General features: G+C 43.1%; 22 protein-coding genes. 1 reads left to right on the top strand and 21 read right to left on the bottom strand.

The window, feature by feature from the left end; genetic code table 11:
• Positions 1 to 8: 8 nt before the first annotated feature.
• The 12 genes from smc to ABTV07_RS07835 form a co-directional block, all read right to left on the bottom strand.
• On the bottom strand, positions 9 to 3,575 hold the full coding sequence (gene smc / locus ABTV07_RS07890; protein WP_433749654.1) for a chromosome segregation protein SMC: 3,567 nt from the start codon (positions 3,573 to 3,575) through the stop codon (positions 9 to 11).
• Positions 3,576 to 3,650: 75 nt separating this feature from the next.
• Positions 3,651 to 4,415, bottom strand: a complete 765-nt coding sequence (rnc, locus tag ABTV07_RS07885) for a ribonuclease III (RefSeq protein WP_433749652.1) — start codon at positions 4,413 to 4,415, stop codon at positions 3,651 to 3,653.
• Positions 4,416 to 4,708: 293 nt separating this feature from the next.
• On the bottom strand, positions 4,709 to 4,942 hold the full coding sequence (locus ABTV07_RS07880) for an acyl carrier protein (RefSeq protein WP_114743710.1): 234 nt from the start codon (positions 4,940 to 4,942) through the stop codon (positions 4,709 to 4,711).
• A 74-nt stretch (positions 4,943 to 5,016) separates the two neighbouring features.
• The gene (gene fabG / locus ABTV07_RS07875; protein WP_433749649.1) at positions 5,017 to 5,760 is read right to left on the bottom strand and encodes a 3-oxoacyl-[acyl-carrier-protein] reductase; all 744 of its coding nucleotides are present in this window, start codon (positions 5,758 to 5,760) and stop codon (positions 5,017 to 5,019) included.
• A complete protein-coding gene (fabD, locus tag ABTV07_RS07870; RefSeq protein WP_433749646.1) occupies positions 5,757 to 6,704 on the bottom strand; it encodes an ACP S-malonyltransferase in 948 nt (315 codons plus the stop codon). Before fabD ends, fabG begins: the two co-directional genes overlap by 4 nt.
• A 17-nt stretch (positions 6,705 to 6,721) precedes the next feature.
• Positions 6,722 to 7,705 (bottom strand): phosphate acyltransferase PlsX, encoded by a 984-nt coding sequence (plsX, locus tag ABTV07_RS07865; RefSeq protein WP_433749643.1) that lies wholly within the window; start codon positions 7,703 to 7,705, stop codon positions 6,722 to 6,724.
• Entirely contained in the window at positions 7,705 to 8,286 is a 582-nt protein-coding gene (gene fapR / locus ABTV07_RS07860; RefSeq protein ID WP_433749640.1) for a transcription factor FapR, read from the bottom strand. The genes plsX and fapR overlap by 1 nt, the downstream gene beginning before the upstream one ends.
• A gap of 314 nt (positions 8,287 to 8,600) precedes the next feature.
• Complete coding sequence (gene recG / locus ABTV07_RS07855; RefSeq protein WP_433749637.1) at positions 8,601 to 10,652, bottom strand: ATP-dependent DNA helicase RecG; 2,052 nt, start codon at positions 10,650 to 10,652, stop codon at positions 8,601 to 8,603.
• Positions 10,645 to 11,532, bottom strand: a complete 888-nt coding sequence (gene sdaAA / locus ABTV07_RS07850; protein WP_433749634.1) for an L-serine ammonia-lyase, iron-sulfur-dependent, subunit alpha — start codon at positions 11,530 to 11,532, stop codon at positions 10,645 to 10,647. The genes recG and sdaAA overlap by 8 nt, the downstream gene beginning before the upstream one ends.
• 47 nt (positions 11,533 to 11,579) lie before the next feature.
• The gene (gene sdaAB / locus ABTV07_RS07845; protein WP_433749631.1) at positions 11,580 to 12,242 is read right to left on the bottom strand and encodes an L-serine ammonia-lyase, iron-sulfur-dependent subunit beta; all 663 of its coding nucleotides are present in this window, start codon (positions 12,240 to 12,242) and stop codon (positions 11,580 to 11,582) included.
• A gap of 91 nt (positions 12,243 to 12,333) precedes the next feature.
• The gene (locus tag ABTV07_RS07840) at positions 12,334 to 14,004 is read right to left on the bottom strand and encodes a DAK2 domain-containing protein (RefSeq protein ID WP_433749628.1); all 1,671 of its coding nucleotides are present in this window, start codon (positions 14,002 to 14,004) and stop codon (positions 12,334 to 12,336) included.
• 17 nt (positions 14,005 to 14,021) lie between these two features.
• Positions 14,022 to 14,384, bottom strand: coding sequence for an Asp23/Gls24 family envelope stress response protein (locus ABTV07_RS07835; RefSeq protein WP_114743718.1), 363 nt, complete (start codon positions 14,382 to 14,384; stop codon positions 14,022 to 14,024).
• A gap of 255 nt (positions 14,385 to 14,639) precedes the next feature.
• Between ABTV07_RS07835 and rpmB the strand changes: the two genes are divergently transcribed.
• Positions 14,640 to 14,828, top strand: a complete 189-nt coding sequence (rpmB, locus tag ABTV07_RS07830; RefSeq protein ID WP_114743719.1) for a 50S ribosomal protein L28 — start codon at positions 14,640 to 14,642, stop codon at positions 14,826 to 14,828.
• 433 nt (positions 14,829 to 15,261) lie between these two features.
• Here the strand turns inward: rpmB and spoVM are convergent, their stop codons facing one another.
• The 9 genes from spoVM to def all read right to left on the bottom strand — a co-directional run bounded on the left by spoVM (position 15,262) and on the right by def (position 23,529).
• The gene (gene spoVM / locus ABTV07_RS07825; protein ID WP_114743720.1) at positions 15,262 to 15,342 is read right to left on the bottom strand and encodes a stage V sporulation protein SpoVM; all 81 of its coding nucleotides are present in this window, start codon (positions 15,340 to 15,342) and stop codon (positions 15,262 to 15,264) included.
• Between the two features lie 106 nt (positions 15,343 to 15,448).
• Positions 15,449 to 16,099 (bottom strand): thiamine diphosphokinase, encoded by a 651-nt coding sequence (locus tag ABTV07_RS07820; protein WP_433749625.1) that lies wholly within the window; start codon positions 16,097 to 16,099, stop codon positions 15,449 to 15,451.
• 60 nt (positions 16,100 to 16,159) lie between these two features.
• Positions 16,160 to 16,810: a ribulose-phosphate 3-epimerase gene (rpe, locus tag ABTV07_RS07815; RefSeq protein WP_433749623.1), complete on the bottom strand. Its 651-nt coding sequence runs from the start codon at positions 16,808 to 16,810 to the stop codon at positions 16,160 to 16,162.
• 1 nt (position 16,811) lies between these two features.
• A complete protein-coding gene (gene rsgA / locus ABTV07_RS07810; RefSeq protein WP_433749620.1) occupies positions 16,812 to 17,702 on the bottom strand; it encodes a ribosome small subunit-dependent GTPase A in 891 nt (296 codons plus the stop codon).
• Positions 17,703 to 17,723: 21 nt separating this feature from the next.
• Positions 17,724 to 19,682 carry a Stk1 family PASTA domain-containing Ser/Thr kinase gene (pknB, locus tag ABTV07_RS07805; RefSeq protein ID WP_433749618.1) on the bottom strand — a complete coding sequence of 653 codons (1,959 nt, stop codon included), beginning with the start codon at positions 19,680 to 19,682 and terminating at the stop codon, positions 17,724 to 17,726.
• A 4-nt stretch (positions 19,683 to 19,686) separates the two neighbouring features.
• On the bottom strand, positions 19,687 to 20,436 hold the full coding sequence (locus ABTV07_RS07800) for a Stp1/IreP family PP2C-type Ser/Thr phosphatase (RefSeq protein WP_433749615.1): 750 nt from the start codon (positions 20,434 to 20,436) through the stop codon (positions 19,687 to 19,689).
• A gap of 318 nt (positions 20,437 to 20,754) precedes the next feature.
• Complete coding sequence (rsmB, locus tag ABTV07_RS07795; protein WP_433749612.1) at positions 20,755 to 22,098, bottom strand: 16S rRNA (cytosine(967)-C(5))-methyltransferase RsmB; 1,344 nt, start codon at positions 22,096 to 22,098, stop codon at positions 20,755 to 20,757.
• Positions 22,099 to 22,102: 4 nt separating this feature from the next.
• Positions 22,103 to 23,047: a methionyl-tRNA formyltransferase gene (fmt, locus tag ABTV07_RS07790; RefSeq protein WP_433749610.1), complete on the bottom strand. Its 945-nt coding sequence runs from the start codon at positions 23,045 to 23,047 to the stop codon at positions 22,103 to 22,105.
• Positions 23,044 to 23,529, bottom strand: a complete 486-nt coding sequence (gene def / locus ABTV07_RS07785) for a peptide deformylase (RefSeq protein ID WP_433749607.1) — start codon at positions 23,527 to 23,529, stop codon at positions 23,044 to 23,046. Before def ends, fmt begins: the two co-directional genes overlap by 4 nt.
• Between the last annotated feature and the right edge of the window lie 4 nt (positions 23,530 to 23,533).

Raw genomic sequence — 23,533 nt, 5'->3', positions numbered from 1 at the left:
CTTCCTCATCATGCTTTCACTAATTCTTTTGTTTCTTCGAGTCTTACGGATACTACTTTGGAAACTCCTGATTCCTGCATGGTGATCCCATATAGTACGTCCGCTTCTTCCATTGTCCCTTTTCTGTGTGTAATGACGATAAATTGAGTTTCGTGGCTGAATTTCTTTAGGTATTGGGCAAACCTGAATACATTTGCTTCATCGAGCGCTGCCTCTACTTCGTCAAGGATACAGAAAGGAACAGGTCTTACCTTCAGGATGGAGAAGAGCAGCGCGATGGCCGTCAATGCCCGTTCCCCGCCCGAAAGAAGGCCAAGGTTCTGAAGCTTTTTACCAGGCGGCTGTGCGATGATATCGACTCCCGTATTCAGCAGATCTTTTGGATCAGTGAGCTTCAATTCAGCCCTTCCTCCTCCGAATAATGCTTTGAAGACATGTTCGAAGTGGCTGCTGATGGCATCAAAAGTTTCAGAGAAGCGTTTAATCATCTCTTCATCCATTTCATCCATTACTTTATAAAGGGTATCCTTCGCTTCCTGAAGGTCGGCTTGCTGGAGTTTCAGGAACTCGTAGCGTTCAGACACTCTTTCGTATTCATCGATTGCACCGATGTTGACTGTACCAAGCTCAGCAATGGCCATCTTGATCAACTTTACTTTCTTCCTTGCTTCTTCGATTGGAAGGTCCAGCGTGTGATTCTCTCGAGCTGCTTCAAAAGAAAGCATATATTCCTCACTGAGATGAGCCAAGCGGTTTTCCAATTCGACATCAAGACGGTTGATTTTGACTTCCTCATCCTTCAAAGCACTTTGGAGACCCTTCAGCTGGCGTTTAATTTCTTTCAGATCCAGCTCTTTGTCTTCAAGTTCCAAATGAAGCTTCATACGATCCTCGCGCCTTGATGCTATCAGGCTTGCTGCTTCCTGTTTATCTTTCCGTTTAAGGTCGGCAGCCTCAACAAGTTCTTCTTCCCCTGTGTCCGTTCCATTCATTTCATTGCTTAGCCAATTCAGGTTCTCTTCATATGCTGCCTTCTTCTTGTTAAGTTCATCATATTCCTTTTGGATCCTATCCAATTGGCTGCGAGTAGCGACTAGCTGTTCATTTTTAACGGCAAGATTGGCTTTAATATCGCTTATTTCATCAACCAAAGAGTCCTTGGACGTTCGCTGAAGTTCTTTCTGTTCAGTCAATCGGCTGATTTCTTCATCAAGGTCAGCTAATTCTTTTTTACCTTTTTCCAGAGATTCTTCAAGTTCCTGTCTTCTGGAGACAATCTGATCCTTTTCTGCAATGGAACTTTCTTTTTCCATATCATAAAGGGTCAATCTTTCATTGACATTTGTCTCAGAAGCTTCCGTCTGTCTTAATTCAGCCTTTGCCTTTTCTTCGGCAATACGGAGCTCTTCACCAGAGCGCCTCATTTCATCAAGGTTTTTTTCTTGTTCAGCAACATCATCTTTAAGCGATTTTACATGCTGTTCAAGCTGGAGGGTCTTCTCTTCCATGGATTGGAGCTTTTCTTTGAGATCCTCCAATTCACCTTTCCGGCTCAATAAAGAGTTATTCTTTTGCTTTACATTTCCTCCAGTCATTGACCCGCCCGGATTCACCACATCTCCTTCTAGGGTGACAAGACGATACCGATACTGGAGGATTTTTGCAAGTTCGTTTGCACCTCTCAAGCTTTTCGTGATGACTACATTCCCTAAAAGATTCTCTACGATATTTCGATACTTTTCCTCATAATGGACAAGTTCTTCTCCTATCCCGACAAACTCAGGATATCCCTTAAGCATTTGAATCTGGGAAGTGTGCATTTTTTTGCTTTTCATCACTTGCATTGGAAGAAATGTAGCTCGTCCGTATTGGTGCTTTTTCAAGTATTGGATGGCTTGCCGTCCATTTTCCTCGGTTTGGACCACTACATGCTGCATTGCTCCGCCTAAAGCTGTCTCAATGGCTGTTTCATATTCCTTTGGTACACGCACAAGCTCTGCGACTGCCCCTTCAACACCTTGAAGCTTGTCATCCCTTGCCTTTAATACTTCACGGACCCCCTGGAAGAAACCAGTATAATCTTCTTCCATTTCCTCAAGCATTTCTTTTCGGGATTTTGCTTTCTGAACATACTGATATGCTTGATACAGTGTTGTCTCCTGCTTTTGATACTGATTCTTCAGAACTTCAAGCTGCCTCTGTGCCTCACGAAAAGTATGGACCTGATTTTCAAGGGCGCTTTGAATAGAATTTAGTTCTTCCTGCTTTTTTTGCTTTTCTTCAAAGATAGCTCTACGCTGTTCCAGATATTTTTCATTATCCTCATCAAGCCTTTGATTCCTGGAGAGGCGCTGCTGCCATTGCTGCTCCAAATACTGGAGTTCATTCTTAGCCGAAGCCTGCTGATTCAACAATTCAATATAATCGCTTTTAATGGATTCGATTTTCTCTTCAATATTCCCGTCGAACTGGGCGATCAATTTATTTTTTTCCTGCAGTTGAGCTTTTAAAGAGTCTGCAGCATCCTGCAAGAGACGGAAATCTTTTTCATATTCTTCTTTTTGTTTCAACAACTCATCAAGTTTGGATGATGCCTCATTTACATTAATCATCAGCTGCTCTTTATTTTGAGTTGCATTCTTTTTTCTCTCTTTTAATACTTCTTTTCGTCCTTCAAGTTTCTCCAAATCTTCACTGGCGATCAGCAAAGTTTGCTGCAGCTCTGCTATCGATTCATCCAGCGCACTCATATGATCACGCATTTCTTCCAGTTTAGCTTCACCTTTTTGAACTGCAGCAGATACTCCAATTTCCTGCTTTTTATGTTCTTCCATTTCTACATTTAGCTTTTCCCAGCGGGTATGCAGTTCTTCAATCTCAGCTACTGTCAAAGCTACTTCAAACGCTTTCAGCTCTTCCTTCTTTTCCAAGTAATCCTTGGCAATTGAAGCCTGGATCTTCAAGGGTTCAACCTGTCCTTCCAGTTCAAAGAGAATGTCATTGACACGTGTAAGGTTTTCCTGGGTTTCAGAAAGACGGGCTTCGGCTTTCTTTTTCCTGGTCTTATATTTTAAGACGCCTGCTGCCTCTTCAAATATACTTCTTCTACTTTCCGGCTTGCTATTGAGGATTTCCTCCACTTTTCCTTGGCTGATGATGGAGAACGCTTCACGGCCAAGTCCGGAATCCATAAATAAATCGATGATATCTTTGAGTCTGCATTGCTGTTTATTAATTAAAAATTCACTTTCACCCGACCTGTATACACGACGGGTTACACAAACCTCATGATAATCGATCGGCAGAGCATGATCTTCATTATCCAGTGTCAAAGAAACTTCAGCAAAATTCAGACCTTTCCTTGAGTCGCTCCCGGCAAAAATGATATCTTCCATCTTCGCACCGCGCAAAGACTTAGCTGATTGTTCTCCCAGCACCCATCGGATACTGTCTGTAATATTACTTTTGCCGCTCCCATTTGGACCTACCACAGCTGTAACACCCTGGACAAAGTCAATGGCAATCCTTTCGGCAAAGGATTTGAACCCTACAACGTCTAAACGTTTGAGGAACATAATTCTTCCCCACTTTCATCTTTTCTGTTTTTTCTAAAAAAAGAAGCGGATTAAGCTACCCGCTTCTTATTCGTTTTATTTTTTGCCTGTCTTTTCACTATGGATGATTGGTTTTAGCTTTTCTAAAGCCATTTGGGCCGCATGCTGTTCGGCTTCTTTCTTGGATCGGCCGTTTCCGGTCCCGAGGACTTCCTCTTTTAAAGCGACTTGCGCAACAAATTCACGGCTGTGTGCAGGGCCTTTTTCCTGCAGAATCTTGTACTCAAGCATTCCGGCCCCTTCTTTTTGGATCACTTCCTGAAGCTGGCTCTTAAAATCCATCACATGAGAAAAAGCACCTTCATTAATCTTCGGATACACCACTTTCTCCAAAAACGAAATGACTGTCTCCAATCCTTTATCTAAATATAGAGCTCCGACAAATGCCTCAAAAACATCAGCCAAAAGGGCCGGTCGTTCTCTTCCGCCTGTCATTTCCTCTCCTTTTCCTAAAAGGATCAGGCCTCCGAATTGCAGTTCATTGGCAAACGTGACCAAAGAAGGTTCACAAACAATGGCAGCCCTTAATTTGGTCAGTTCCCCTTCACTCATTGTCGGATATTTGTGATAAAGGTATTGAGATACCGTAAGCTCCAATACGGCGTCCCCTAAAAATTCCAATCTTTCGTTATCTTCAAATGGCTTCCTGCGATGCTCATTCACATACGATGAATGTGTAAAAGCTTGACGGATCAACCGTTCATTTTCAAACGTGATGCCGATCTGTGTTTGGAATTCATTGAATGACTCATTCAATTTACGTAATGTACGCTTTTCTTTTTCTCTATTTGTCTTACGCATAGGTCCTCCACCTTGCTCAATATCATTTTTTACTAGCTGCAGTACGGCATAAAACCGGCCGAATTCATTGCAGCCGTCTTTGCACATAAAACAAGTTTATTCCAAATCTCTTCATATCGCAAAGCAAGAATGAAAATTTTAATAAAAAAGTTCCTTAAAACGACGAAATGGCCGACTTGCAGAGCCCAGCAGCAGAAAACTCGCCCCTTCAGAGTTCTCATGGAGAATCCAAGGGAAGAGTTGTCCATTGTGGTACATCGGCAAGCCAGCCTTCTTGATCAACATTCCAACGATTAAACGTTTGCTTTTATGTAATTCACAGCGTCTCCGACTGTGGCAATTTTTTCAGCATCATCGTCAGAAATTTCCATATCGAACTCATCTTCAAGTTCCATAACCAATTCAACTACGTCTAGGGAATCAGCTCCTAGATCATCTTTAAAAGAAGCTTCAAGAGTTACTTGAGACTCGTCGACGCCAAGACGATCTACGATAATCTTTGTTACGCGCTCTAATACTTCTGCCATTGTGCTCACCTCCCCTCAAGTCATTATAGAGTATTTCCTATAAATAATAAATGATAGATTTTAATTAGTAAAAGTTACATGACCATTCCGCCGTCGACATTCAATGTCTGCCCTGTGATATATCGGGAAGATTCGGATGCGAGGAATACTGCCACCTTTGCAATATCCTGCGGTTCGCCGAAACGGGCAAGAGGGATGGCTTTGAACATTTCGCTTTTCACTTCTTCAGGAAGCTTGTCTGTCATATCTGAAGAAATGAAGCCCGGAGCTATCGCATTAACTGTAATTCCACGGGAAGCAAGTTCTTTCGCGGTAGTTTTAGTCAAACCGATGACACCGGATTTTGCTGCCACATAGTTAGCCTGTCCAGCATTCCCCATTACACCGACGATGGAAGAAATATTGATGATTCTTCCTGAACGCTGTTTCATCATCTGCCTCGTAACTGCCTTTGTGCAGAGGAACACGCCTTTCAGGTTGGTGTTGATGACATCATCCCATTCATCGTCTTTCATGCGCATGATTAAGTTATCCCGTGTAATCCCGGCATTATTGATCAGAATATCCAGTGATCCAAATGCAGAAATCGTTTGTTTCACCATATCTTGAACCTGCTCGGAATCTGCAACGTTGCATTGTATCGCAATTGCTTCTCTGCCCATCGCTTTAATTTCATCTACAACTTCATTCGCTTTTGCTTCACTTCCAGCATAGTTAACAGCTACATTGGCACCTTCCCTGGCTAATTCAAGAGCGATTTCACGTCCGATCCCTCTTGAACCACCTGTTACAAGAGCTGTTTTCCCTGATAAATTCATTGGGATTCCTCCTTTAAAGACGCCAAAACGGCATTCAGACTTTCCATATCCTGCACGGAATAGGTTTTTGCACTGCGATCCACTTTCTTGATTAAACCGGAAAGGACTTTTCCTGGACCAATTTCAATAAATGTATCGACTCCGTTTTTCAACATGGTCTCAACTGTATCTTCCCATAACACTGGTGAGTAAAGCTGTTCGATCAGCTTTTCCTTTATATCAGATGCTTCAGACATTGGCTTTGCCGTAACGTTCGCTACCACTGGAATCTCTGCATTCTTCACTTCGATCCCATTGAGGACATCACCGAATTTCTCTGCGGCAGGCTTCATCAAGCTGGAATGGAATGGTCCACTTACTTGAAGGGGCAGCACTCTTTTAGCGCCTTTTTCCTTTGCAAGGACTGATGCCTTGTCCACTCCTTCAGCAGTACCTGAAATAACAATCTGTCCCGGACAGTTCATGTTGGCAAGCTGTACTGGATTCCCATCAGAAGTCACTTGATCAGTTACTTCCTTCAATGCTTCGCGGTCCATCCCTAAAACAGCTGCCATGCTTCCTTCACCTGCAGGCACGGCTTCTTCCATCAGTTCGCCACGTCTGCGTACAGCATAAACAGCATCCTCAAAAGAAATGGCACCTGCTGCTACTAGGGCAGAGTATTCACCAAGGCTGTGTCCGGCAGTATAATCTGCCTGGATGCCCGCTTCCTTCAAGCCCTGCAGAAGTGCACTGCTTGTGGTCAAGAGGGCTGGCTGTGCGTTTGTGGTCAGGGTAAGTCTATCCTGCGGTCCTTCAAATATGACCTCAGACAATGAAAATCCTAGCCTTTCATCCGCTTTATCAAAAATGGCTTTTGCACCTTCATGTTGTTCTGCTGCATCTTTTCCCATTCCTACTGTTTGTGATCCTTGTCCCGGAAAAACAAATGCGATTTTTCCCATCTTTCATCCCTCCGACATTATTTATTGGCAATCGTTCCTTTAATCGTTTCAGGCACTTTATGCTTGATCATCTCTTTTGTCTGTTTGACTGCATTGTAAAAGGCTGTCTCATTGGATGACCCATGAGCTTTTACCACTGGGGCATTAAGCCCGAATAATGCAGCACCTCCATACTCGGAGTAATCCATTTTACCTTTTATTTTCATTAAATCCGATTTTATCAGACCTGCTGCCAATTTTGTTTTCATATTGCTCATCAACGTTTCTTTCAGCATGGAAAAGACAGACATGGCTGTTCCCTCAATTGTCTTAAGGACCATATTGCCCGTGAATCCGTCAGTCACGACCACATCTGCCGGCCCTTGAAGAAGATCTCTGGACTCCACGTTTCCTACAAAATTAACTCCGCTTTCCTTGATGAGTTTAAAAGCTTCTTTCGTCAAGTCATTCCCTTTCTTTTCCTCCGTGCCGATATTCAAAAGGCCCACTCGAGGATTAGGGATTCCCCTTACTTTTTCTGCATAGATGGACCCCATAATGGCATATTGCAGCAAATGTTCAGCCTTAGCATCTGCATTCGCACCCAGGTCAAGCATGACAAATCCTTTTCCATCCAGAGTAGGAAGGGTCGGCGCAAGCGCTGGGCGTTCAATCCCTTCTATTCTTCCTACGATGAACAGTCCTGCTGCCATCAAGGCGCCTGTATTGCCGGCGGAAACACATGCATCTGCATACCCATCAGCTACAGCTTGCGCCATCATGACCATTGATGAATTCTTCTTTCTTCTTACTGCCCGGACAGGTTCATCCGTTCCTAAAATGACTTCTTCTGCATGGATGATTTCCACACGATCTTCTTTACTGATATATTTTGATATCTCGTTTTCATTTCCATATAGCGTTATGTTCAAATCGTTGAATTCCCTTGCAGCTTTCACTGCACCGAGAACGATTTCATTAGGGGCATTGTCGCCTCCCATTGCATCGATGGCGATTCTCATCATTGCTCATCCTTTATGGTTTTATTGGACCTGTACATTTCAAATAGTCCCTTGAATACTACTTCCTGCCCTACATAGCTGTTCACTTCAACCATCGTACGTTCCTGAGGATTATTTACTTCCGTCACTCTTGCTTTCGCTATGACACGCTCCCCTTTTTTTACAGAACGTGTGAAATGAATCGTCGCTTTTGCAGTCAATGCCAACTCGTCGTTAATCACTGCAACGGCGAGGGAATTGGCTTGCGCAAAAAGGTGGTGTCCCCTGGCAATCGCATTTCGCTGGAAAACATGTTCTTCCCGAAGATCAAAAATAGAAATAGCGCTTTGATCCAATTGAATGTCAATGATTTCTCCGATTACTTCTTCAATAGGGAGGGATTTGACTTCATCGTCAAAGGTCTTTTCTGCAACACTTTTAATCCTTTCCCTTAATTCAGGAATGGATAGTTCCATGCGATCGAGACGGATGGTTTGTATGCTTACAGAAAAAAGTTCAGCAAGTTCTTCATCCGTCACAAAAGGATTATCTTTTATTTTTAATTTTAATTGATATTGTCGATCTTTTTTCGCCAACTTCAAGAAAACACACCAACTTCGCTTGTAGGACTAATCCTAATATACGAACTATTAGGACTTGGTACTAATAGTAGTATATGATTTTGGGCGGATTAATGCAAGAAGAAATAGAGTCTCTGTCAAAAGGGAAATATTGATTTCCATTTCGTGGCGGACGCTTTCCGCGGGCGGGGCCGAGCCGCTTCCCTCGCTTCGCTCAGTCCAGGGTCTCGACTTTCCCGCTGGAGTCGCCGCCTTTCATTCCAATCAATATAAAAAAAGAGCAAGTCCTTTCAAAAACGAAAGTTTACTTACTCCTATTCTAGCAGTATCTTTTTTTAATCTAACTTTTCCCCGTCCAGTACCCCGGTGGACTCTAAATAGGTTCTGAGTTGGGCATACTCCGGGTCCACCCAGAATCCTTTTGATTCTATCAGATGCTTGGCGTCTTGCCGAGCCGTTTCCAATGCTCTGTAGTCATGGACCATGTCTGCTACTTTGAACTCAGGGACACCACTTTGCTTCCTGCCGAAAAAGTCTCCTGGCCCCCTTAGCTCCAGATCCTTTTCGCTGAGGACAAATCCATCATTTGTTTCCGTCATGATCCTCATTCGCTCTTTCCCAATTTCAGTTTTCGGGTCAGCCAAAAGGATGCAATAGGACTGTTCGCTTCCGCGGCCGACACGCCCCCGCAGCTGGTGCAGCTGGGCAAGGCCGAATCTTTCCGCATCATAGATCAGCATGATTGTAGCATTGGGGACATTCACACCCACTTCTACGACAGTTGTGGATACCAGCAGCTGGACTTCATTTTGGCTGAAAGCCTTCATGACTTGTTCTTTCTCATCTGATGATAGTTTTCCGTGCATGAGTCCTGTGCGGTGCTTCCCCTTAAAATGGATGGAAAGCATGTCATATACGTCAATGACATTCTGCAGATCCAGCTTTTCCGATTCTTCAATCAACGGACAAATGACATAAGCCTGCCGCCCCATGTCCATCTCCTTTTCAACCATGGCAAGGACCCTGTCAAGCATTTCTTTTTTGGCCCAATAGGTTTCAATCGCCTTTCTCCCAGCGGGCATTTCGTCTATGATGGACACATCCATTTCCCCGAATACTGTGATGGCAAGTGTTCTGGGGATTGGGGTGGCTGTCATAAATAGCACATCCGGACTTTCTCCTTTTTCACGAAGCACCCTTCTCTGTTCAACACCGAAGCGATGCTGTTCATCTGTGATGACCAGTCCAAGCCTATTAAAGACCACTTCCTCCTGGATCAGTGCATGAGTGCCTATTAAAATATCAATCTCACCGTTTTGGAGCCTTTCCAGAAGTTCTTTTCTCTTCTTGCCTTTTACTGAGCTTGTCAACAGAGCCACAGTCAGGCCAGCAGGTGTCAAGAGGTTATACAATGATTCTGCGTGCTGTTCGGCGAGGATTTCTGTAGGAACCATGAGGGATCCCTGATAGCCTGCTGTCACAGTTGCCATCAGTGCAATCGCAGCAACAACCGTCTTTCCTGATCCGACATCCCCCTGGAGAAGCCGATTCATCCGGAATGGAGATTTAAGATCGGCACAAATTTCATTCACTACCCTTTTTTGTGCACCGGTCAACGGAAATGGAAGACTGGAAATAAACTCTTTCAATCTTTTCAAATCGTAATTCTGCGACGTCCCCCGCGACTGCTCCCGCTCATATTTCCGCAATGCCTGCATTTTTAATTGAAAATATAAAAATTCTTCATAGACGAATCTTCTTCTAGCGGCTTTGACTTCCTCGGGGGACTGGGGAAAATGCATAGTTCTGAGCGCAGACCCTCTATCCTCAAGCTTATATTTTTCTTTTAAGCTTGCCGGCATGTTTTCTTTAATCTCGTGTCCATATTCATTAAGAGCCTGTTGAATGTATTTTCTGAGAGATTTCACTGTAACGGATCCCTTAATTGAATAAACTGGTTCAAAGTCACTTTCACGCTGATTTGGACCGCTTTTGAATTCATTTCCAGTGATCGTCTGTTTGTGCCTGTCCCATTTTCCAGTGATGGTGACAATATCATTTAAATGTATCTTTGATTTAAGATAGGGTTGATTAAAAAATATAGCTTTAATTAAATATCTGCCTACAAGTACTTTGATGGTCAATTTAGATTTTTTTCTTCCAAAATACATAAGAGAAGGCTCGCTTTGAACCTTCCCTTCTACGGTGATTTTCTCCTCATGCCCCGACTCGGCCAAATCCTTCAGACGGTAGTCTTCATACCGGTAAGGAAAATATTCAAAAAGATCTTCAATGGTTCCAATTCCCATTGAGGCCAACGAGCTTTCCGTTTCAGGGCCTATTCCCTTCAGAATGGAGACCGGCAGCTGCAAGTGAGTATCAGCCACGCTTATTTAGCGGGATCCCAAATATTTTTGCTTCGAGCTCACGTGCGGTTGGGGTCGCCGCTAAACCTCCCTGAGCAGTTTCCTTCAAAGCAGTAGGCATTGATTGACCGATTTTGAACATAGCATCGATGACTTCATCGCAAGGAATCCTGCTGGTCACTCCTGCCAATGCCATATCAGCCGCAACCATAGCATTTGCTGCTCCCATGGCATTCCTTTTCACACATGGGACTTCTACAAGACCAGCAACTGGATCACATACTAAACCAAGCATGTTCTTCAAAGTGATCGCCATGGCTTCAGCAGACTGCGCAGGAGTGCCCCCAGCCATCTCGACTATAGCCGCAGCAGCCATACCGGCAGCTGAACCAACTTCCGCCTGGCACCCGCCGGCAGCACCGGAGATGGAAGCGTTATTGGCTACCACAAAGCCAAATGCACCTGCAGCGAAAAGGAAATGAACCATTTCTTCCCTTGTCGGATTTAATTTATCTCTTACTGCGAATAGAGTACCTGGCACTACTCCTGCAGATCCTGCAGTCGGTGTAGCGCAAATTGTTCCCATTGCCGCATTGACTTCATTCGTGGCAACAGCTTTGCTTACAGCATCCAAAATAGTCTTACCGGATAAAAAGTTCCCTTTTTCTATATAGGCTTGAAGAAGAACGGCATCTCCACCAGTCAATCCGGAGTGTGATTTCACCCCTTGGATGCCCCTTTCAACAGCCTGCTCCATTACTTCAAGATTTCGTTCCATGAAAGACATGATTTCTTCTTTTGTTTTTGATTTCACTTTCATTTCTTGTTCGATCATAATGTCTGATATTTTTTTATTTTGGCTCACGGCCAATTCAACCAATTCTGCTACATTACGAAACATTAGCTTAACCTCCTTTTAATCATTTGTAAGCGCTGTCAAGTATAAAGTTAATCTACAATCCTGGTTACTTGAGTGATATTCGGAAGAGCGCGGAGCTCATCAAGGACTTCGTCTTCGACCATTTGGTCCAATTCGATTGTCATTAATGCCATTTTTCCTTTTTCTTTTCTCGAAACATCCATTTGGCCGATATTGATTTCATACTTTGCCAATACATTTGAAACGGATGCAATGGCTCCGAAGCGGTCATCGTGCACGACAAGAATCGCAGGATTGTGGCCGGATAATTTCAGCTGAAATCCGTTCAATTCTGTAATTTCTATTTTGCCGCCACCGATTGAAATGCCGACAAGCTCCATTTCTCCGTTTTCATCCCCGATTTTTAGACGTGCAGTATTGGGATGGTCGGAAAGGGCATCTTCTTCGATGAATTTGATTTTAATATTTTTTTCATTGGCTATTTCTTTCGCTTGGATGATTCGTTCATCATATGTGTCAAAATTAAGCAATCCCCCAATAAGTGCAACATCTGTTCCGTGGCCTTTATAGGTTTTAGCAAATGATCCATATAATGAAATGTCTGCCCATTTCGGTTCACGTCCGAATAAGCTCCTTGCAACAAGGCCAATTCTTGCAGCTCCGGCAGTATGTGAGCTTGACGGTCCGATCATAATGGGTCCAATGATATCAAATACACTTTTATATTTCATTTCCATCCCCCTTTTATTTAAGGAATTTTAATCCATTTTTATCTCGACATACTGAAATAGAAGGGATTATCCCCTTCTATTTCAGTATAAATTATTCAATTGAGAAAATGAATGAATATAGCGGCTGTTCTCCATTATGGACCTCAACCTCAATATCTTCAAATTTCTCTTCTGCCATGGATACTAATTCTGCCACTTCTTCCTCTGAAACATCTTCCCCATAAAGAATGGTAAGGATTTCAGAATCCTCATCAATCATTTTTTCAAGGAGGCTGATGGCAGCAGCAATTTTTTGCGGGCTTGTCCCCACAATCTTGCCATCGGAGATTTCCATGTAATCGTCCTTTTTGATACTGATTCCATCAATATTTGTATCTCTGACTGCATAAGTGATTTGTCCTGTTTTCACATTTGCCATTGATTCACTCATGACTTTTTTATTATTCTCCAGCGTGCCTGATGGATTGAAGGAAAGCATTGCAGCCATTCCTTGAGGAACGGTTTTGGAAGGCACCACAATCACGTGCTCTCCTGCTACTTCAGCAGCTTGATCAGCTGCCATGATAATATTTTTATTATTCGGCAGGATAATGACCTTTTCTGCATTCGCTTCTTCTATCGCTTTTACAATATCTTCAGTACTAGGGTTCATTGTCTGTCCGCCTTCAATGACAACAGATGCCCCGATGCTCCTGAAAAGTTCAGCGATTCCTTTTCCCATGGAAACAGTAACAATGCCAAACTCTTTTTTCTCTTCAGACTTTTTGACTTCAGTCTGAAGCTTAACATGGGATTCACCTACGATACCGCTATGCTGCTCGCGCATATTTTCGATTTTCATCTTAATCAAAGAGCCATATTGCTGGCCATAGTCCAGTACTTTCCCTGGCGTCTCTGAGTGGATGTGAATCTTGGCGATCTCATCATCAGAAATGACAAGAAGGGAATCACCATAAGCACTTAAATCATTTCGGAATGAGTCTTCGTCGAAAGATTTTTTGCCTTCTTCAAACCTCACCATGAATTCAGTACAATAACCGAATTCGATATCTTCTGTGTTCATGAAGCTTTGTACACTTTTATGGTGTTCCGCATTCACCATTTCATCCATTGAAGCATGGACAGCAGGTACATCGGGAAGCTGTTCACCAGTCAATTCAGCAAGGAACCCTTCATATACACATACGAGACCCTGTCCGCCGCTGTCGACAACACCTACTTCTTTTAAAACAGGAAGCAGGTCAGGGGTGCGGTTCAATGAAGCTTTCGCCTCCTTGACGACTTCCTTCATCAATACGACAAGATCAGTTTCTGAAGGGGCAACTTGCACCGCTTTTTTAGCAGCATCCTTTGCAACAGTAAGGATTGTACCTTCAACAGGCTTCATCACTGCTTTGTATGCTGTATTTACACCAGCTTCCAATGCCTGTGCAAACTCTAGGCTTGATACCATTGCTTTAGTTTCGATCGCTTTTGAAAAACCCCGGAATAATTGGGACAGGATGACCCCTGAATTTCCGCGGGCACCCATCAGCAATCCTTTTGCCAAAGATGCAGCTACTTTTCCAACATGATCCTGAATATTATTCTGGACTTCCTTGGCTCCGGAAGTCATGGATAAATTCATGTTCGTACCTGTATCTCCATCTGGGACTGGAAAAACGTTTAAGGCATCGACCATATTAGCATTTGCAGCTAAATTGTTGGCCCCTTGAATGACCATCTCAGAAAAACGCTTTCCGTCCAATGTTGTAATCGACACGAATTATTTCCTCCTCACTACGGGTTCGCTACTCGAACCCCTTGAACAAATATATTTACTGATTCGACTGATAAGCCGACTGTTTTATCCAGCGTGTATTTTACCTTTGATTGTACATTATGTGCAACCTCAGAGATTTTTGTACCGTAGCTCACAATAATGTACATATCTATATGTACTTCATCATTCACCTGTCTGACGATAACTCCTCTGGTGAAATTTTCTTTACGCAGAATTTCAGTTAAGCCATCTTTGATTTGATTTTTAGATGCCATTCCAACAATGCCGTAGCAATCAATAGCAGCCCCTCCGGCGATCGTTGCAATTACTTCATTTGAAATGTCAATCTGGCCGTACTTGGTTTTCAGTTCGATGGACATGCGTGGTTCCCCCTTTGGAAAATACTCCTTGGATATTGACATTTTACTATATCTCTAACATTTTTAAAAGTACAGCCTTGCTGCACTTCTATAATTCCAATACTTCAACACAATGTCAAGGTAATTTTCTTGAAAGGTTATCATTGAAGTATTGCATTAAGACAGGTTGTATGATAAATTATTAAAGTATCTTTGAAGAATTTGAAATGATGAAACGATCAAATATTTCATCTTCACAAGTGAGGAGGGAATTCAATGCCAAAACAATGTGTCGTAACTGGCCGCAAGGCTCGTTCCGGAAATGCTCGTTCACACGCTATGAACGCTACAAAACGTAGCTGGGGAGCTAACCTTCAAAAAGTCCGCATTCTTGTAGACGGGAAGCCTAAACGTGTTTGGGTTTCTGCAAGAGCCCTAAAATCCGGTAAAGTTGAACGCGTATAATAGAAGCGCACAAAAATAGAGCATCCTTTATGGATGCTCTATTTTTATTTTGTCTGGATAGTAGTTTATCGCTGTCCAGCTCCAGCGCCTAGCCCCTCGAGTCATAAGCCGTACCTCTACGGAAATCAGGATTTCCTTCGAGTTCCGTCTTACGCTGGTCGGGGCTGACCAAGGCGCTTCCGCTTTTCCTATTGTCCAGCTCCAGCGCCTAGCCCCTCGAGTCATAAGCCGTACCTCTGCGGAAATCAGGATTTCCTTCGAGTTCCGTCTTATGCTGGTCGGGGCTGATCAAGGCGCTTCCGCTTTTCCTATTGTCCAGCTCCAGCGCCTAGCCCCTCGAGTCATAAGCCGTACCTCTACGGAAATCAGGATTTCCTTCGAGTTCCGTCTTATGCTGGTCGGGGCTGATCAAGGCGCTTCCGCTTTTCCTGCCTCATCCTTTTTTGAATGTCCCCAGCATGGCTCTGACTAAACCACCTAATATTCTGGGTAATTTAATCGTATAAAATTTCATGATTGTCCCTCCCTATTGATCTAAGAAAATCTGCACTAGATTAAAATGATTGCATACAGTAAATCCGGCTCTTTTCTCTTTCTTCTACACTGAAACCGGAGGCAAGTCAGTCCTGACTTCTTACCATCATTAATATGCCTTCAGAAAAAGAAAAAGTACCAGTATTTTCTTCTAGCTCATTACTAATGCATAATGATGAGCCCATGCAGATCTTCTTATTCTCAAGAGGGTATTTGAATCCTTGTAATGTCAAATCCTTCACTTCCGCGGAAAGCGGGATGTAGGAAATGTACTTTTTATCTTGAAGCTTTTCAATTGAATAGGTTCCCGGAGGATGCACTGTGATAATATTCTGGCGATCTACTATTTCTATCGTTCCTGTGTAATGGAGAAAGGTTTCACTTGCTAAAATCATGGCATTTGCCATAAAATGATCGATCCTTCCCCCTGTGGCTCCATAGATGGACAATTTTGAAGGCTCTTGTCCGATTGCCCAGCCTAGAGCAAGCTCCATATCGGATTCATCTTTTTCAGGTTTAAATGTATGCATTTCATTCAATTCGCTTGAAGTGATAAGCTGCCATTCCTCCTCTGAAACGGAGTCAAAATCCCCGAATGCAGCTGCAGGTGTGATGCCTGATTCTAGCAGTCGATAGACCCCGTGGTCAACACCGACCCATACCCCACCTTTTATAGAATTCAAATCAGGAATCAACCCTTTTGGTCCGCCTGCTAATACAAAAATCCAGTTATTCATGAGCATCTACCCCTTTATATAAAAATTGGCCCAGCTCAATAAGCGGGCCAATATCCATTGTTAAATCATAGATTCTCTAATTTTTTCAATGGCAGATCTACGGTCTTCTTGATTATAAATCGCGGAACCAGCCACAAATACATTCGCACCTGCGTCTGCACAAATCTTGGCTGTTTCAGCGGATATCCCTCCATCCACTTCCACTTCCACTTTTAATCCTCTTTCGTTGATCATGTCACTCACTTGTTTAATTTTTGGCACGACATTATGAATGAACTTTTGTCCTCCAAATCCGGGATTCACGGTCATTAACAGCACTAAATCGATATCTTCCAAGATATGTTGAATAGATTCGACAGGAGTGGCTGGATTCAATACGACTCCCGCCTTGACACCCAATGACTTAATGTGATGTATAGTGCGATGCAAGTGCTTGCATGCTTCAGCGTGAACAGAAATATAATCAGCCCCGGCTTTGGCAAAGGCTTCAATGTACTTATCCGGATCTTCAATCATTAAATGAACGTCGATTGGAAGCTTTGTTATGGGGCGGATCGCCTCAACGATTAAAGGGCCAATCGTGATATTCGGAACAAAATGGCCATCCATGACATCTACATGAATGTAATCTGCTCCTCCAGCTTCCACATCTTTGATTTCATCGCCAAGTCTGGCAAAGTCTGCTGAAAGAATTGAAGGTGCTATCTTCATATCAATACCTCGGCTTTCTGTCTTTGATTTCTTCGTGGAATTGTTTGTAATTCTCGTAGCGGTAAGAAGGAATATCTCCATTTTCAACCGCATTCTTGACTGCACATTTCGGTTCATTCATATGAAGGCAGGCACGAAATTTACATTCTTGGCTGATTCGCTGCATCTCAGGAAAACATTCCTTCAATCCTTCGACTTCAATATCCATGAATTCCAATGAACTAAATCCAGGCGTATCTGCAACGAGGCCAGATCCGATCTCGATCAGTTCAACATGTCTGGTCGTATGTTTTCCCCGTCCTAAATGAGTTGAGATATTGCTTGTTTTCAACTGTAGTTCTGGATTGAGAGCATTCAGCAGCGACGATTTGCCAACGCCAGATTGACCTGCAAATACGGATGTCTTCTTTTCCAGAAATGGCCGCAGCTGCTCAAGGCCCGCTTCTGTTTCGGAAGAAGTCAAAAGCACATCGTAGCCTATTTTTTGATAGTCCTTTGCATATTCCTGGATTTTTTGTGTCTGCGTTTCAATTAATAGATCCATTTTTGTTATACATATCAAAGGTTCGATATCATTTGCTTCCACTAAAACCAGGAATCTGTCCAAAAGGCCGGGATTGAAGTCTGGTTCAATAGCGGAAAACACCAGGATAGCCTGGTCGACATTGGCGATCGGGGGTCTGACCAATTCGTTCTTTCTTTCAAAAACCTCTAGAATATAGCCTTCTGCATCGTTCTCCGCTTGAAAGGAAACGCGGTCGCCGACCAAAGGGGTGATTTTATTTTTGCGGAAAACACCGCGTCCCCTGCATTGGACAACATGATTTTCTTGTTCTTCATTTAATACATAATAAAAGCCGCTTAATGCTTTTATGATTTTTCCTACTGGCATAACAAAACTCCTTAAGGAAGCTTATTCTTCTGGATAAGGTACTTCACCTTCTAAGTAAACATGACCGTCTCTGACTATCTGATATTTCCCTTTTTGACCGTCCTGGATAACGAACTTCAATGTATAAACCCTATCTGCGGTTAATTCAAAGGTATCGTAGACATCCGTTATTTTATTATTCATATCTTCAATATATACTTGCACAGATTGTGGGACGCCCTCTTGCTGAGGTTCATATTTTATCGTGACTTCTTTTTCAGTTGGCTTTGGAGGCAGTTCCTTCTTGCCTTTTGAAAATACGACCGTGAAGCTTGAGCCTTTTGCGACCATAGTGTTCGGTTCTGGGTCTTGAGAGATAAGTTTATCCTTGGGAACAGTGTCAGAGTAGTCTTCTTTGATGGTAGCCGACAATCCAACACTTGAAGCATAGTCGCTTACAGCCTTCTCGGAGTAGGAGGAAAAATCCTTTATTTCAACTTGCTCCGGTCCCTTGCTCACAGTAAAGGTGATTTCTGTTTCCTCAGGGATTACTTCTGCTCCTTCATTCGGGTCCTGGGTGATGATGGTTCCTGGATCCTCTTCACTGAATTCCTCATTTGTAATAACTTTAAAACCCTTCGATTCCAAAATCGGCTTTACTTGATCCAATTGTTCCCCAATGTAGTCATCCATGGTTACTTTTTCTTTTCCAGTGGAGATATAAATATCGACTTTTCGTCCTTCAACCACTAGATCTCCAGACTCTGGATTGGTTTTAATCACTTTTCCTTCAGGAACCTCTTCACTTGGCGTATCGATTGTTTCACCAGGATCAAATCCTGCTTCATACAATTTTGATATTGCCTGTTCGAGTGTTTTGCCCTGCACATCCGGTACTTCTACTTTTTTCGGTCCTAGAACCCCAGGGAGAACTGTTGCAGCCAAAGCACCTGCCAGAATCACGATGAGCATGACAGCGATGATCCACGGCCACTTTTTCTTGGATTTCTTCTTTTTCGGTTCCTCAGAAGTCTTTTTCCCTTCATCATTATCAGGGTCTGGAGTTTTGTGAATGATGGTGCGATCAAGTTTGCTGAAGGCATGATCATTTGTAATGACTGGAATCGCCTTTGTCGCTTCGTCATCCTCAGGAATGAAAAACTTTGGTTCATTCAAGCGCTCAGGATTCAAAGCGGTATCCAGATCTTCTTCCATTTCCTCTGCACTGTCATATCTGTTAAAAGGATCCTTTGCCGTTGCTTTCATGATGATATTTTCTACGCTTTGAGGAATCTGATCATTCCACCTTTTAGGCGAGGGGGTCTCAGACTGCAAGTGCTTTAAGGCAATTGAAACCGCTGATTCCCCTGAAAACGGCAGCCTTCCAGTAAATAATTCAAACATCACGATCCCAAGTGAATATATATCCGATTTTTTTGTAGCCATTCCGCCCCTCGCCTGCTCTGGGGATAAATAATGAACAGAGCCGAGTACGGAATTGGTCTGAGTGATCGAGGTCGCACTGAGTGCCATTGCAATGCCAAAATCCGTTATCTTGATATTCCCATGGTAATCAACCAGGATGTTCTGGGGTTTAATATCTCTATGGACAATATGATTCTGATGGGCATGAGTGATTGCGGAAGTCAGCTGCTTCATTATATCCATACATTTTTCTATAGAAATGGGATAGTTTTGTGCTATGTATTGCTTCAGCGTCATTCCTTCGACGTATTCCATGACGATATAATAAATATCATCTTCTTCCCCAACGTCATAAATACTGACGATATTTGGATGGACAATGCTTGTAGCAGCCTGTGCCTCTCTTTGAAAACGTCTGATAAACTCCTCTTCATTCGCAAAATCAAGACGCAGGATTTTTACTGCAACATCGCGGTCAAGGATGATGTCCCTTGCAAGGTAAACATTGGCCATTCCTCCGCCGCCTATCATTTCCAATATCTTATATCGGCCGCTGATTCTTTTTCCTATAAGCATATGCTCACCTGCTTTCACTGCCGGCTTGATATTCAACTATGATAAGAGTTATATTGTCTTCTCCTCCATTTTCATTTGCGATATCAATCATTTTTTTGGCCCTTTCCTCTAAAGCCAGCGGTTGTTGAAGTATCTCTTCCATATTCTTTTCAGATAGTTTATCTGAAAGACCATCTGAACAAAGAAGAAGCATGTCCCCTTCTTCAAATGTTATAGTCTTAAAATCTGCTTCTACTTTTTCTTCCGTGCCTACAGCCCTCAGCACCCAATTTTTCCTTGGGTGATGTTCTGCGTCTTCCTTTGAAATTTGTCCGAGCCGGACTAATTCATAGACCAAAGAATGATCATCCGTCAATTGCTTCAATCCAAGATCATTCAGAATATAGCAGCGGCTGTCGCCTATATTGGCAATGGTCGCAAATCGGTCATTGCAAATGGCTGCAACAAGTGTAGTTCCCATCCCTTCACACTCTGGGTGGCTTTTAGCATAGTTAAATAGCTGATGATTAATAGATTTTACACTTTCAGCAAACCATGTTTCCGCATCACGCGGCGTCTCCATCGTATGGGATCTTCCCCAAGATTCACTAATAATGCTTTTCGTCATTTCACTTGCTACTTCTCCAGCATTATGCCCTCCCATACCATCTGCAACCACAGCAAGCATATCATTTGACTGATTATAGAAAATGCCGCCATTGTCTTCATTATGAGAGCGGACCTTGCCGGTATCCGTCATAAAAACAGCTTTCATTACCGTCACCTCGTCTCTTCTGATCGCTCCTAGGCACGAAGTTGACCACATGCTGCTTATCAAGTATGCTCACCGGAAAATACAGTGAGCATGATTCTTTAACATTCGCTAGTCGTTAAAGTCTTGTTCTCTAGGTGCAGGAAACCTCTATTCGTTCAGGAACAGTATTTCATGGCCAATATTATTAATTGGCCACGTTTGTACTTTACTACTCAACTAAGTCTTTTTCCTTCTTTTTTAAAACAATTTCTGATGTCTAAAAGGAGAAACTCTGATTTCTATCAAGAGTTTCCCATTTTTTGAACATTAAAACAGTAATCAAGATTTTTTTCTGAGAGAAGCAATGAAAAAGCCATCACCGTCAAAATCTTGAGGGAATATCTGCATTTGTGAACCATCTGCGAATGGCTTCAATGGTTCTGGAAGACTGGATAATTCCATTGTTTCAAAATCTTTGTTTTCTGAAAGGAAGCGTTTTACGGCATTTTCATTTTCCCATTGATCCACCGTACAAGTTGAATACACCAGTACACCACCGGGTTTTAGCAGAGGGGCGACGGAGTTAAGGATATCATGCTGAATGGATTGAAGGGATTCGATATCCTTCTCTTTTTTCGCATATTTAATATCCGGTTTTCGCCTTAATACCCCAAGACCAGAGCATGGTGCATCGACCAGGATTCGATCAAAGCTCTCTTCCTTAAACTTTTCTCCTGCCTTCCTGCTGTCTGAAGCAATGCCTTCAATATTGGAAAGACCCAGTCTTTCAGCATTCTGCAGGATCAGCTTCACTTTATGTTCGTGAAGATCCAGCGATACAACCTTACCGGACTGATCAAGTTTTTCGGCAATATGGGTGGTTTTACCCCCTGGTGCTGCACAAGAATCGAGAACCCTCATCCCATGTTCCAAGTTCAAGGCATAAGCAACAATCATAGAGCTCTCATCCTGGATCGTGCAAAGTCCTTCCTTAAAAGCATTTGAATGCGCAACATTCCCCTTTAAGCTTCGGATGGATTCGGGGAGAAGCGGGCTTTTTTCCACCTCAAATCCTTCTTCCTTCAATCGATTGAGCAAGTCATCTCTTGTCGTCTTCGTTTCGTTGACACGAATGGATTGGACGGGTGCGATCAAGTTGGCTTCGCACATCCGCCTTGTTTTTTCTTCTCCGAACATATCAACCCACCGTTTGACGAGCCAAAGAGGGTGGCTTGTTTCAATTGAGATCCGCTGTATTGGATCTTTAATGGCATCCAGAGAAGGGAGGCCTTCTCTTTGGACTGATCTCAAAACGCCGTTTACCATTCCTGAAATCCCTTTATGCCCAATTGTTTTAGCCAGTTCAACCGCCTCATAGATGGCCGCACGTTCAGGGATTTTATCCAGATAGACGATTTGGTAAAGCGAAAGTCTCAATAAATTCAATACCCAGCTATCCAACTTGTTTTTCTTTTTCAGGAAAGGATCCAAATAATAATCGAGTGTCATTTTTCTTTGAATGGTACCATAGACCAATTCAGTCAATAAGCCGATATCCGGTCCCTTTAGAGCATTTTTTTCAATGCTGTGGTTAAGCAGAAGATTACTGTAGGATTGATTTTTTTCGACCGCTTCTAAAATCTCCAATGCTGCTGCTCTGACATTCTTTTTTTGTCTGCTCATTTACTCATTCACCAAATTTCATTCCAGGGGCGCTGTCTGCTCCAGCTCCTCTTAAATACGATTCTGCCGTCATTTTTTTCTTCCCAGAAGGCTGAAGCTCTGTCACTTTAATGGCCGTGGAGCTTCCCGTTTGAACCACGATCCCGTCATCCTCAATTGCAATAATTTCACCGGGGGACGCATCCGATTTGACTGTTTTCTTTTTAGAATTCCAAACCTTGACAACTTCACCATCAAGCATTGTATAGGCTACCGGCCAAGGATTTAATCCCCTGATATGGTTATAGATCTCTTCCCCGGCTTTGGTCCAGTCGATTTTCTCCTGCTCCCTTTTAATATTAGGGGCAAAAGTAGCTTTTGTATGGTCCTGCTCCTGAGGAGTGAGTTCACCGTTAATCAAGCTTGGAAGCGTCTCGGACAAAAGTTTCGCACCTGCTTCACTCAATTTATCATGCAGAGTGCCAACGTTGTCATCTTCCTCGATTGCCACTTCCACTTGTGTCAGGATGTCGCCTGCGTCGAGTTTCTCTGCCATATACATGATCGTGATCCCCGTTTTCTCCTTCCCTTGGAGTATGGAATAATGAATCGGGGCGCCGCCTCTTAGTTCCGGCAGCAGCGATGCATGTACATTGATGCAGCCGTATTTTGGTGTTTCAAGTATTTCATTAGGAAGAATCTGGCCGAAAGCCGCAGTTACGATCAAATCCGGATTCAGTTCTATGATTTTCTCCATTTCCGTTGGGTTCTTTAACTTTTCCGGCTGTATGACTGGCAGTCCATGTTTTAAAGCCTCTACTTTTACCGGTGGAGGCGTCATGACTTTTTTCCTTCCAACCGGACGGTCCGGCTGAGTCACAACGGCTAAGACTTCATAGCCATCTTCTAAAATCTGCTGAAGCACAGGGACAGAGAAGTCCGGGGTGCCCATAAAAACTATTTTTGTCATTCTTCTTCATACCTTTCCAAATCCGACTCATTGATGTATCTAGTGATTTTTGAAGTAAACAGTACTCCGTTCAGATGGTCGATTTCATGCTGGACTGCTCTGGCAAGAAAATCTTCTGCTTCGAAAATGTATTCTCTGCCAAATCGATCTTGGGCTTTTACTTTTACATAATAAGGACGATTGACTTCTCCGTATATGTCCGGGAAGCTTAAACATCCTTCTACGCCCAGCTGGTCGCCGCTTGTGGCAAGGATTTCTGGATTGATCATTTCGATGACACCTGTTTCATCATCCACATCAACGATTGCGATTTGTTTATTGACTCCTATTTGTGGAGCAGCCAGACCCACTCCGTCTGCGGCAATCATCGTTTCGTACATATCCCTGAGCAATTGATGCAGATTTGCATCGAATTTTGTTACTTTTTCACATTTTATTTCTAATATTTCAGCTGGGTATTTCACTATTGGTAGCAGCGCCACTGAT

It is taken from the genome of Falsibacillus pallidus, assembly GCF_050990905.1.
Classification (GTDB): domain Bacteria; phylum Bacillota; class Bacilli; order Bacillales; family DSM-25281; genus Falsibacillus; species Falsibacillus pallidus_A.
The sequence above is the reverse complement of the archived record's forward strand: the minus strand, read 5'-3'. Positions and strand labels throughout refer to the sequence as shown.